Origin of the sequence: Terrisporobacter muris, from assembly GCF_024621905.1 — a bacterium.
Lineage (GTDB): Bacteria > Bacillota > Clostridia > Peptostreptococcales > Peptostreptococcaceae > Terrisporobacter > Terrisporobacter muris.
The window spans coordinates 19,456-31,798 of sequence record NZ_JANKBY010000008.1 but is presented as its reverse complement, the minus strand read 5'-3'; the positions used below and the strand labels follow the sequence as shown (position 1 = coordinate 31,798).

The following is a 12,343-nucleotide window of genomic DNA, read 5'->3' as shown; positions in this document are numbered from 1 at the left end:
GATCTAAAAATATTATTAGATTTGAAGAAATGTTGACAAAAACATGAAATAAAATTATGATATTATCATGAGATATAAATATAAAAATTAGTTTTATAGAAAAGCAATGATAAGAACAAGTAGTAATTAATTAAGATAAACAGAAAGTTACCGGTTGATGAGAGGTGCATATACAATTAATTATGAATACATCTTTGAGCTTCGCACTGAAAGACAAATGTTTAGTAGGCTGTGACGAATTTGACACACGTTATAGTGTCATAGTATTTATTTAGATACTAACTGAGGTAAGCAGTGTGAGCTGTTTACAAACAAAGGTGGTAACGCGAGATATGCCCTCGTCCTTTTTTAGGACGAGGGCTTTTTTATTATAAAGAAATTATAAAATTGATTTTTAAAATATAAAAATAAGGAGAGAAAAACTATGTCAATGACGACTTACGATGAATTAGTTGCTAGAGGATTAGTTGCTCAAGTAACAGATGAAGAGGAGTTAAAAGAACTTATAAACGCAGGTAAAGCAGTATTCTATATAGGATTTGATGCAACTGCAGATAGTTTACATGTAGGACACTTTATGGCCCTATGCTTAATGAAAAGATTACAGATGGCAGGAAACAAGCCAATAGCACTTGTTGGTGGAGGAACTACTATGATAGGTGATCCATCTGGAAGAACAGATATGAGAAAAATGATGACTCCGGAACAAATCAATTACAATTGTGAATGTTTCAAAAAACAAATGAGTAAATTTATAGAATTTGGTGAAGATAAAGCTTTATTAGTAAACAATGCAGATTGGTTATTAGATTTAAATTATGTAGAACTATTAAGAGAAGTTGGAACTCATTTTAGTGTTAATAGAATGCTTAGCTTTGAATGTTACAAAAGCAGAATGGAGAGAGGACTTAGTTTCTTAGAATTCAACTACATGATAATGCAAGCTTTTGACTTCTATCACTTATACGAAAAATACGGATGTCAAATGCAATTAGGTGGAAATGACCAATGGAGTAATATGCTTGCTGGTACAGAATTAATAAGACGTAAATTAGGAGAAAATGCTTATGCATTAACTATAACATTACTTCTTAACTCAGAAGGAAATAAAATGGGTAAAACAGCTAATGGTGCAGTATGGCTAGATCCAAACAAAACTTCTCCGTTTGAATTCTATCAATACTGGAGAAATGTTGCAGATGCTGATGTATTCAAATGTATGCGTATGTTAACATTCCTACCATTAGAAGAAATAGAAGCTATGGAAAAATGGGAAGATAATAGAATCAATGAAGCTAAAGAAGTATTAGCATTTGAATTAACTAAACTTGTTCACGATGAAGATGAAGCAACAAAAGCCCAAGAAAGTGCAAGAGCTTTATTCTCAGGTGCTGCACATGATAATATGCCTACAACAGAACTTACTGATGCAGATTTAACTGATGGAAATATAGATATAATATCTTTATTAGTTAAAAGTGGACTAGCTCCAACTAGATCTGAAGGTAGACGTAATGTAGAACAAGGTGGAGTAACTGTGAATGGTGAAAAAGTAACTGATTTTAAAGCTACATTTGCAAAAGATGATTTAACTGGTGATGGTATGGTTATAAAACGTGGAAAGAAAAAGTTCCAAAGAGTAGTTGTAAAATAATCATATAGAATAATTTAATAAATAGATAGCAGTAACTGCTCAATTTATAGTTGCTGCTATTTTTGTGTATAATAAGATAATGTAAAGAAATACAAAAACCTAGTATTTTTATAAAAAAAATGCTATATTATAAATGATAATAATACGATTGAATTGTATACTATTTAGGAAATAATACACCTTAATAATAACAATTATAAAAAACTTTATTGAAATGGAGTGAAAATATGAACTTTAAAGCCATAATTCTTGCTGCTGGAAAAGGTACAAGAATGAAGTCGAAATATCCAAAAGTTGTTCATAAAGTATGCGGAAAAGAAATGGTTAACCATATTATAGATGTATCAAAAAAATCTGGTGTTAATGATGTAGTAGCTATACTAGGTCATGAATCAGAAGTTGTAAAAAACATACTACCAGAAGATACTATGATTGCAATGCAAGCTGAGCAACTAGGAACAGGTCATGCTGTTAAAATGGCAAAAGAATACATAAATGATGAAGATACAATAGTTATTTTATGTGGAGATACTCCTCTTATAAAAGAAGAAACTCTTAAGAAATTATTTGATTATCATATAGAAAATGAATATACAGCTACGGTTTTAACTACAAAAGTTGAGAATCCAACTGGATATGGAAGAGTAATAAGGGATGAAAATGGAGATTTATTAAAAATTGTTGAGCAAAAAGATGGGAATGCTGAAGAATTAGCAGTAAATGAAATTAACTCTGGAATCTACTGTTTTAAAGGTAAGATGCTAAGAGAATCTTTAGATTTACTAGATAATAACAATGCTCAAGGAGAGTATTATTTAACTGACACAATGAAGATATTAAGAGATAAAGGTTTTAAAGTTGGGGCATTCAATGGTTCTACAATTGAGGAATTAATGGGTGTAAACTCTAGATTAGAATTATCTAAAGCAGAAACTCTTATGAGAAATAGAATAAATGAATTCCATTTATTAAATGGAGTTACTATAATAGATCCAGCTGCTACTTATATAGAAGCAGATGTACAAATAGGTCAAGATACTATAGTATATCCAGGGGCTATGCTTCATGGTAATACTAAAATAGGAAATGAGTGTATTATAGGAATGAATACTTCTATAACAAACTCAATAATAGGAAACTGTACAGAAGTTAAAAACTCTACAGTGATAGATTCTACTGTAGGAGAAAATACTACAGTTGGTCCTTATGCTTATTTGAGACCAAAAAGTAACATTGGAAATCATGTAAAAATTGGTGATTTCGTAGAAGTTAAAAATGCAACTATAGAAGACAACTCAAAAGCATCACATCTTTCATATATAGGAGATGCTCATGTAGGTAAAGACGTTAATATAGGTTGTGGAGTGGTATTTGTAAATTACGATGGAAAAAATAAATTCAAATCAATAGTAAAAGATGGAGCATTTATAGGTTCTAACTCAAATTTAGTTGCGCCAGTAACAGTTGAGGAAAAAGGCTATATTGCAACAGGGTCTACTATAACTGAAGATGTACCTGAAGGAGCTTTAGCAGTTGCTAGGCAAAGACAGGTAGTAAAAGAAGGTTGGGTAGCTAAAAAAGAAAAAAGAGATGAGAATAAATAGCTAATTATTAATTTAGGAAAAACACCTAATAATATTTATATAATTTTCAGGAGGATAAGTAATGAATACTAGCGGAAGCGAGATTAAAATTATTGCAGGTAATTCAAATAAGGAGTTAGCTGAGAAAATCGCAGAATATATAGGGGTAAAAGTTGCTGATTGCCAAGTGACAACATTTAGCGATGGTGAAATAAGTGTAAATATCAATGAAACAGTTAGAGGTTGTGATGTATTCGTAGTTCAATCTACTAATAACCCAGTTAACAATAACTTAATGGAATTATTAATAATGATAGATGCATTAAAGAGAGCATCTGCAGGAAGAATTACAGCAGTAATACCATATTATGGGTATGCAAGACAAGACAGAAAAGCTAAGGCAAGAGATCCAATTACAGCCAAATTAGTTGCAAACTTAATAACAGCAGCAGGAGCAGACAGAGTTTTAACTATGGACTTACATGCTTCTCAAATACAAGGATACTTTGATATCCCACTAGATCATTTATTAGGAGGAAACTTATTAGCTAACTACTTTAATAGTAAAAATTTAGAAGATTTAGTTGTAGTTTCACCAGACTTAGGAAGTGTTACTAGATCTAGAAAGTTTGCTAATCAGTTAGAAGGAGAAGTTCCACTAGCTATAATAGACAAAAGAAGACCTAAAGCTAATGTTTGTGAAGTAATGAATCTTATAGGAGATGTAAAAGGTAAAAATGTTATCATGTTAGACGACATGATAGATACAGCAGGAACTATAACAAACGCAGCTAATGCACTTAAAGAGTTTGGGGCTAAAAACATATACGCTGGTTGTACACATGCAGTACTATCTGGACCAGCTATAGAAAGAATCGAAAACTCTGCAATTAGTGAGTTAATAGTTCTTGATACTATAAAACTTCCTAAAGAAAAAGAACTTGATAAAATAAAAGTATTAACAGTGGCAGAAATGTTTGGGGAAGCTATTAAGAAAATATTCTCTAATGAATCTGTAAGTGTTTTATTCTAATTAGTAATTTATATAAAAGAGATATTAATCGAGAGATTAATATCTCTTTTTTTATCAAATGAGTTAATTTAAATGGGATTTTTATATGTATAAGTGATAATACTTTAAATTATATATAAATAATTTAAAGTATTATGGTGCTTGAGTATAAAATGTAAAATAGTATAGATTATTATATTAAACTTCAGGAGGAAAGTGATGTTTAATAAGAAGAAAGATGACAAAGGTTTATATTCGTATAATGATTAGTATCAATAGATAACATATGAATATTAGTAGTAGCTCCTTTTGATTTATTAACAAGTAAACTTAATATATAAAAACAATAGTGGTTTATATAAAGTGCATCATGGATAGAATACAAGTACTTAAATAAAAAAATAATAAAAGAGGTAACAAATGAATATATTTAATTTATTAAAAGAAGCCGTAAACCTAGGATCATCAGATATACACATCACAACTGATTCATCTCCAATGGCAAGGATAAAAGGAAAATTTATAAAACTATCTGACATCATACTAACAAAAGAAGATACAAAAGAAATGGTAGAAGAAATAGCTGGAGAAGACAGATTTAAAATAGTAGAAAGTATAGGAGAACTAGACTTTTCAGCATCACTAGAAGATAGAACTCGTTTTAGGGTAAACGCCTATAAACAAAAAGGAGACTATGCGCTGGCAATAAGAACGATTAACGCAAAAGTACCTAAATTTGATGAGTTACACCTACCAGAAACACTAAAAGCTTTCACAGAAAAATACAAAGGACTAGTCCTTGTAACAGGTCCAACAGGAAGTGGTAAATCTACAACCTTAGCAAGTTTAATAGACATGATAAACGAAAATAGACAAGCTCACATAATAACGTTAGAAGACCCAATAGAATACGTACATAATCACAAAACGAGCATAGTAAATCAAAGGGAAATAGGAAGTGATTCAAAATCGTTTAACTCAGCTCTTAGGGCTGCTCTACGTCAAGATCCAGATGTTGTTCTTATAGGTGAAATGAGAGACCCAGAAACTATATCAATAGCACTTACAGCAGCCGAAACTGGTCACTTAGTATTCTCTACACTACATACTATAGGAGCGGCAAAGACTATTGATAGGATAATAGATAATTTTCCTCCAGAGCAACAGCAACAGATAAGGACACAATTATCAACAGTATGCGAAGGGGTAATATCTCAACAATTGCTACCAACGGCTGATGGAAATGGTAGGGTGGCAGCTACAGAAGTGATGATGGCAACACCGGCCATAAGAAATTTGATAAGAGAAAATAAAACCTATCAGATTCAAAATACTATTCAAACAGGAACTAGTAAGGGTATGCATACTATGGATCAAGACTTAATCAAACTATATCAACAAGGTAGGATTGCTAAGGAAATTGCTCTTAGCAGATGTAGTGATTTTGACTATGTTAATAAATGTGTAGGTAGTTACTATTAGAGATGATAAAATATAAATGGGGAAAATATTATTAATTGGTATATGAATTTTATATAATTATTTGATGATTATTATATTATAAACAACAGTATAAATGTAAGTTGAAATGGGGAAACATTTTTGTTATCCCCTTTAAATATGTATAAAACTTGAAATAAAAAACGATAATATTAAATACTTAAATATCAAAGGAAAAATATCGATGAAAGTCGTATTTAATATTGGGGCAAAAAACATACTATTATTACAAAAATAAACTATGATATATTTTACAATACTAATAATTTTTATTATTTTATCCTATATTTCAGAAAAAATCATCTACGGATTAGACAATTCCATGGATAAAAATTTAAGCAACAAGATATTAATATTTTTACCAAACATGATAATACCCATTTTAATATATACTAAGTATGAGTTAAGCATGCAGACTGTAAGCTACATGCTGTTAATTCCTTTTTTAACAATGGTCTCAATAATTGATTTTAAAACAACTTATGTATATGATATAACAATACTTAGTGGTATAATTATGCAGAGTGTTATTTTTTTATTGAACAAAGAGCTAAATGTTAACTTAATGAGTCACCTAAAGGGATTATTTATAGGTATTATACTATCATATATTTTGGCAAAAGTAACAAAATCACTGGGAGATGGTGATATAGGTTTTTATGGACTATGTACTTTTGTACTTGGAGATAAGTACTGTTTATATATGATATTTTTATCATTTATGTTGGCTAGTATTTATGGAGGATATGTACTTCTGAGAAAACAAAAATCTATAAAATCATCAATTCCTTTTACGCCATTTATATCTTTGGCTACAATTTTAATAATATTAACACAAAAAGATATAATTAATTTATATTTTGACATTCTAAGTAGAAATCTATAAAGGAGGATAATAATGTATATAATAGTAGGCCTGGGGAATCCGGGTAAGCAATATGAGAATACAAGACATAATGTAGGATTTAATGTAATAGATATTTTAGCGGATGAATATGGAATAAGTGTAACTAAAATGAAGCACAAAGCTTTAATAGGAGAAGGTAGAGTAGGAACTGAGAAGGTTGTTCTTGTGAAGCCTATAACATATATGAATCTTAGTGGAGAATCTTTAGCTGAAATATATAATTTTTATAAAGTTGAAACAAGCAACATTGTGGTAATTTATGACGATATAGATCTTGATGTTGGTAAAATAAGAATAAGAAAAAAAGGTAGCGGTGGAACTCATAATGGAATGAGATCTATTGTAAAATGTTTAGGAACAACAGATTTCCCAAGAGTTAGAGTTGGCGTTTCTAAGCCAGAGCCAGGAAGAGATTTAGCAAGCTTTGTTCTTTCTAGATTTAGTAAGGAAGAGGAAGCAGATTTAAAAGATGGTTTGGAAAAAGCAGTTAAAGCAATAGATTGCATTATTAGAGAAGACATAGATTTATCAATGAATAAATTTAACGGAAAATAATTAGGAGGGCTATCATGAAGGATGTATTATTATATCCTTTGCAAAATTTAAATGAATATAAGGAAGTTATAAGCTATATTGAGGAAAGTGATGGTGCAGCATTAGTTAATGGATTATTACCTATGCAAAAGCCACATATAGCTTATTCCGTATTTAAAGAATTAAAAAAACAAATCCTTTTTATTGCCAATAGTGATTTAGAAGCAAAGAAAGTTTATGAAGATTTAGATGGCTATATTAAGGGAAAGGTAGAATATCTATCAAGTCAAGATATTTATTTTTATCATTTAGATGCAAAGGACAGAAGAGAAGAAGCAAAAAAATTAAAGACATTGTTTAAATTAGCTAAGGGAGAAAAAGTTATTGTAGTAACTTCTGCTGAAGCTATTTTAAGAAAATATATACCGAAGAAAGTATTGATAGACAATGTAATAACTTACAAAGTTGGAGATACTGTTGATATAGAAAAATTAACTAATACCCTTGTGAATTTAGGATATGAAAGAGTTTCCAAAATAGAAGGATTTGGTCAATTTAGCATAAGAGGTGGAATCATAGATATTTTTTCTCTAGAGTACACTAACCCTATTCGTATGGAATTATTTGATGATGAAGTAGATTCTATACGAACTTTTGATGTGTTCTCACAAATGTCTATAGAAAAAATAAAAAAAATTGTAATAACACCTTCAAGAGAGTTTATATATCCTGAGGAATTGGATAAAATAGTAAAAAACCTGAAAAAAGAAATTAATGACAATACAGATGATGATGCTATTTCTAATATCGATAAGATATCAAGTAAAACTTATTTTGAAGGAGTAGAAAACTACATTGATTATATTTATCCTCAGGAAAATAAAAGTATCTTTACTTACTTAGATGAAGATGCAGTGATTTTTACCCAAGATGTTACTAGACTTAAGGAAAAATGTGAGAATTACTTTGAAGAATTTAAAGATAATTACAAAGTAAACTTGGAAAGGGGATTAGCCCTAAAAAGCCAAGGTAAGTTAATTTATACTTATAATGATTTAAGTTATCTTATAGAAAATAGATCTATATTATTAAATACTTTATTAGTAAGACAGATAAATGAGTTTAATATAAAGAGAGTTATTAACTTTGATTCCAGGGAAATACCTCCCTATAATGGTAAATTAGAACTTTTAGCAGAAGATTTAAACAGACTAAAATACAATGGAAATAAAGTTGTATTAGTTACAAGCACATTAGACAGAGCAAAGAAATTAAGTAAAGATTTACTTGAGTTTAATGTAGAAACCATAGTTTCAAAAAATAGAGATGTAGAAATTAAATCTTCTCAAATAATTATTTGCCCGGGAAATATAAGCAGAGGTTTTGAATATAAATCTATTAAATTCGTAGTAATTACTGATAATGAAATAATAGGAGTTCAAAAAAGAACTTCCACAAAGAAGAAAAAGAAAAAGAATAAAAATGGACAAAAGATTGATTCTTTTTTAGATTTAAATATAGGAGACTATGTTGTTCATGAAAATAGCGGTATAGGTAGATATACGGGTATTGAGCAAGTTATAGTAAATGGAATCAAGAAAGACTATATTAAAATAATTTATCAAGGTGGAGACAACCTTTATGTACCTATTGACCAAATGGACAAGGTACAAAAATATATTGGTGCTGATGTTGAAAGAGTAAAATTAAATAAATTAGGAACTAGTGAATGGACTAGAGCAAAAGCTAAGGTTAAACGAGAAATAGAAGATATGACAAAAGATCTTATAGAACTTTATGCTAAAAGAGAAAAAGTTAAAGGATTTAAATTCTCAAAGGATACCATTTGGCAAAAAGAATTTGAAGACTTATTCCCTCATGAAGAAACAGAAGATCAATTAAAAGCAATAAAAGAAACTAAAAAAGATATGGAATCTTCCAAGGTAATGGATAGGTTAGTTTGTGGAGATGTTGGATATGGTAAGACAGAAGTGGCTATCAGAGCCATTTTTAAGGCTTGTATGGATGGAAAACAAGTTGCTGTACTAGTTCCTACTACAATTCTTGCCCAACAGCATTACAATACCTTTAAAGAAAGATTTGAAAACTATCCATTAAGAGTAGAAGTCTTAAGTAGATTTAAAACTCCAAAACAACAAAAGCAAATTATAGAAGATGCCAAAAAAGGATTAGTTGATATCTTAATAGGAACTCACAGGATTGTTTCAAAAGATATAGATCTACCTAAACTAGGATTAGTAGTTATAGACGAAGAGCAAAGATTTGGGGTTAAACACAAAGAATCTTTAAAGAAAATAAAAAATACTGTAGACGTATTAACTTTATCAGCAACGCCTATTCCGAGAACACTACACATGTCTCTTAGTGGAATTAGAGATATGAGCGTAATAGAAGATCCACCACAAGAAAGACACCCTGTTATAACTTATGTTACAGAAGCTAAAGAAAGTATTATACAAGACGAGGTGGAAAGAGAGTTAGCTAGAGGTGGTCAGGTATTCTTTGTATATAACAGAGTAGAAGGAATTGAAAGAATTGCGTCTAAAGTACAAGAATTAGTACCAGATGCTAGAGTAGCTGTTGCTCATGGTAGAATGACTGCAAAAGCGCTGGAAAATATCATAATAGATTTCCTAAATAAGGAATATGATGTTTTGGTTTGTACAACAATAGTTGAAACAGGAATGGATATTTCCAATGCAAATACTATGATAATTTATGATGCAGATAAAATGGGATTAGCACAACTATATCAGTTACGTGGTAGGGTTGGAAGAAGTTCTAGACAAGGTTACGCGTATCTAATGTATGAAAAAGACAAAGTTTTAAGTGAAGTAGCTGAAAAAAGACTAAAAGCTATCAAGGAGTTTACAGAATTTGGATCAGGGTTTAAAATAGCAATGAGGGACTTAGAAATTAGAGGTGCAGGAAATATATTAGGATCCCAACAACATGGACATATGGCGGTTATTGGATATGACTTATACGTTAAAATGTTAAACGATGCCATAAGAAAGGTTAAAGGAGAACCTATAGTTGAAGAAGTGGAAGTTGAAATTGATTTAAGTGTTAATGCATATATTCCAGATTATTATATTGATGATGAATTAATAAAATTAGAAATGTATAAGAAAATTGCATGCATAGAAAATAAAGATGATTTAGCAGAAGTGCAATATGAACTTGAAGATAGATTTTCTGATATACCTAAGCCTGTAGAAACATTATTAAATATTGCCTATATAAAATCTATGTGCAAAAAACTTAAAATAGAAAAAGTAAGACAAGTTAAGAATGAGATAATTTTATACCCTTTAACTAGATACAAAACAAAAGAAACAATGGGTCACAAAATTGTTAAGGAATTAGAAGAACTATTAGAAAAAATGTTAAAATTAAATAATTAATTTGGAGAGGTGTTTTATGAAAAAAATATTTACTTTAATCCTGTGTTTAATGATGACAATGTCATTAATAGGATGTAGTGCAGACAAAAAAGCAGTTGCAACTGTAAATGGACAAGACATAACTTTAGGAAATTACGAAAAATTATTAGCTTTAAACAAATCATCAATGGAATCTTACTATGGAAGTGATATTTGGTCTACTGAAATAGAAAAAGGTAAAACGTATGAAGATACATTAAGAGACATGGTACTTCAAACAATGATAGGTTCTGAAGTTATCTATCAACAAGCAGAAAAAGAAAAGGTTGCGCCTACAGATAAACAAATACAAGAGCAAATAGATAGTTTTAATGAAACTACAAAAGATGATGCTGATTACCAAGCAGAACTTAAAAAGATGGGAATAGATGAAGAGTTTTTAAAATTCCAATTTGCAAGAGACTTAGCTAACAGCAACTTACAAGAAAAATTTGAGAAAGATACAAAAATATCAGAAGAGGATATGAAAAAATATTATGAAGATAATAAAAAAAGTTTCTATACTGATACTGTAACAGCCTCTCATATATTATTAAAAACTCAAGATGATAAGGGTAAAGAATTATCAGCTGAAAAGAAAAAAGAAGCTAAGAAAAAGGCAGAGGAGGCTCTTGCTAAAGTTAAGGCTGGAGAAGATTTTGCGAAGGTTGCAAAAGAATATTCTCAAGATGCATCAGCATCAAGTGGTGGAGATTTAGGAACATTTGGTAGAAATCAAATGGTAACTGAATTCGAAGATGCAGCTTTTTCTATGAAACCAGGAGAAATATCTGATCTAGTAGAAACACAATATGGTTATCATATAATAAAGGTTACAGATAGAGTCGACAAACAAGAAACATATGATGATGTAAAAGATCAAATAAAGAGCACACTAGCAAGTGAAAAATACACTGAGTATGTTGAAAAACTTAAGAAAGATTCTAAGATAGAAGAAAAAGAAGATATTGTAAAATCTGCTAAATTTTAATATAATAAGCTATGTCCAATTTAGGATATAGCTTTTTTTGTATATTTTTCTTATCAATGGTAAAAATATATACATATTAAAGACAGTAATGGAGGGATTAATTAATAAATGAGAGCTACAGGAATAGTTAGAAGAATAGACGACCTAGGAAGAGTTGTTATTCCTAAAGAGATTAGAAAGACCCTTAGAATAAGAGAAGGAGATCCTTTAGAAATATTTACAGCTAAAGACGGAGAAGTAATCCTTAAAAAGTACTCTCCAATAGGAGAATTAAACGAATTCTCACAAGAATATGCGGAAACTTTAGGTGAAATATTAGGTCAAGGTGTTGTAGTAACAGATTTAGACTCTATAATAGCGGTATCTAAGTTACCTAAAAAAGATTATAAAGAAAAAAGTATAAGTAATGAATTAGAGCAATTAATTGAAAATAGAGTAGTTAAACATGCTAACGATAATAAAATGATACCTTTACACAAAGATGATTCTACTCCATATAGCGGTCAGATTATTATGCCGATTATAAGTGATTCAGGAGATTGTATAGGTTCAATTTCAGTAGTTACAAAAGAGAATGAAGTCTTCTCTGAAGACATAGAAAAAATTCTAAAAATTGCAACTAGCTTTTTAGGAAAGCAAGTACAATAAATTATTATTAGGCCCTTATTATAAGGGCCTTTAATATTTTAAAAAATTTGTTTTCTAAATAATTAAAA

At 29.7% G+C, this 12,343-nt stretch carries 9 protein-coding genes and 1 other annotated feature; all 9 genes read left to right on the top strand.

Going from position 1 to position 12,343, the window contains the following annotated elements; translation table 11 throughout:
- Window positions 1-97 precede the first annotated feature (97 nt).
- Window positions 98-349, top strand: a binding site (T-box leader).
- An 81-nt stretch (window positions 350-430) separates the two neighbouring features.
- A complete protein-coding gene (gene tyrS / locus NSA58_RS01510) occupies window positions 431-1,654 on the top strand; it encodes a tyrosine--tRNA ligase (RefSeq protein ID WP_039680510.1) in 1,224 nt (407 codons plus the stop codon).
- Between the two features lie 227 nt (window positions 1,655-1,881).
- Entirely contained in the window at window positions 1,882-3,258 is a 1,377-nt protein-coding gene (glmU, locus tag NSA58_RS01505; RefSeq protein WP_039680474.1) for a bifunctional UDP-N-acetylglucosamine diphosphorylase/glucosamine-1-phosphate N-acetyltransferase GlmU, read from the top strand.
- A 61-nt stretch (window positions 3,259-3,319) separates the two neighbouring features.
- Window positions 3,320-4,270: a ribose-phosphate diphosphokinase gene (locus NSA58_RS01500; protein ID WP_039680473.1), complete on the top strand. Its 951-nt coding sequence runs from the start codon at window positions 3,320-3,322 to the stop codon at window positions 4,268-4,270.
- 399 nt (window positions 4,271-4,669) lie between these two features.
- Window positions 4,670-5,731 (top strand): type IV pilus twitching motility protein PilT, encoded by a 1,062-nt coding sequence (locus NSA58_RS01495; RefSeq protein ID WP_039680472.1) that lies wholly within the window; start codon window positions 4,670-4,672, stop codon window positions 5,729-5,731.
- A 340-nt stretch (window positions 5,732-6,071) separates the two neighbouring features.
- Window positions 6,072-6,635: a prepilin peptidase gene (locus NSA58_RS01490; protein ID WP_242842745.1), complete on the top strand. Its 564-nt coding sequence runs from the start codon at window positions 6,072-6,074 to the stop codon at window positions 6,633-6,635.
- 12 nt (window positions 6,636-6,647) lie between these two features.
- Window positions 6,648-7,211 (top strand): aminoacyl-tRNA hydrolase, encoded by a 564-nt coding sequence (pth, locus tag NSA58_RS01485; RefSeq protein ID WP_039680470.1) that lies wholly within the window; start codon window positions 6,648-6,650, stop codon window positions 7,209-7,211.
- A gap of 14 nt (window positions 7,212-7,225) precedes the next feature.
- Window positions 7,226-10,618: a transcription-repair coupling factor gene (gene mfd / locus NSA58_RS01480; RefSeq protein ID WP_039680469.1), complete on the top strand. Its 3,393-nt coding sequence runs from the start codon at window positions 7,226-7,228 to the stop codon at window positions 10,616-10,618.
- Window positions 10,619-10,634: 16 nt separating this feature from the next.
- Window positions 10,635-11,627 carry a peptidylprolyl isomerase gene (locus NSA58_RS01475; protein WP_039680468.1) on the top strand — a complete coding sequence of 331 codons (993 nt, stop codon included), beginning with the start codon at window positions 10,635-10,637 and terminating at the stop codon, window positions 11,625-11,627.
- 108 nt (window positions 11,628-11,735) lie between these two features.
- Window positions 11,736-12,275, top strand: coding sequence for a stage V sporulation T C-terminal domain-containing protein (locus NSA58_RS01470; RefSeq protein ID WP_039680467.1), 540 nt, complete (start codon window positions 11,736-11,738; stop codon window positions 12,273-12,275).
- Window positions 12,276-12,343: the final 68 nt, after the last annotated feature.

Bases quoted from the DNA above. Each gene is read 5' to 3' on its own strand.
- tyrS (WP_039680510.1), top strand. From the start codon at position 431: ATGACGACTTACGATGAATTAGTTGCTAGAGGATTAGTTGCTCAAGTA.
- glmU (WP_039680474.1), top strand. From the start codon at position 1,882: ATGAACTTTAAAGCCATAATTCTTGCTGCTGGAAAAGGTACAAGAATG.
- NSA58_RS01500 (WP_039680473.1), top strand. From the start codon at position 3,320: ATGAATACTAGCGGAAGCGAGATTAAAATTATTGCAGGTAATTCAAAT.
- NSA58_RS01495 (WP_039680472.1), top strand. From the start codon at position 4,670: ATGAATATATTTAATTTATTAAAAGAAGCCGTAAACCTAGGATCATCA.
- NSA58_RS01490 (WP_242842745.1), top strand. From the start codon at position 6,072: ATGGATAAAAATTTAAGCAACAAGATATTAATATTTTTACCAAACATG.
- pth (WP_039680470.1), top strand. From the start codon at position 6,648: ATGTATATAATAGTAGGCCTGGGGAATCCGGGTAAGCAATATGAGAAT.
- mfd (WP_039680469.1), top strand. From the start codon at position 7,226: ATGAAGGATGTATTATTATATCCTTTGCAAAATTTAAATGAATATAAG.
- NSA58_RS01475 (WP_039680468.1), top strand. From the start codon at position 10,635: ATGAAAAAAATATTTACTTTAATCCTGTGTTTAATGATGACAATGTCA.
- NSA58_RS01470 (WP_039680467.1), top strand. From the start codon at position 11,736: ATGAGAGCTACAGGAATAGTTAGAAGAATAGACGACCTAGGAAGAGTT.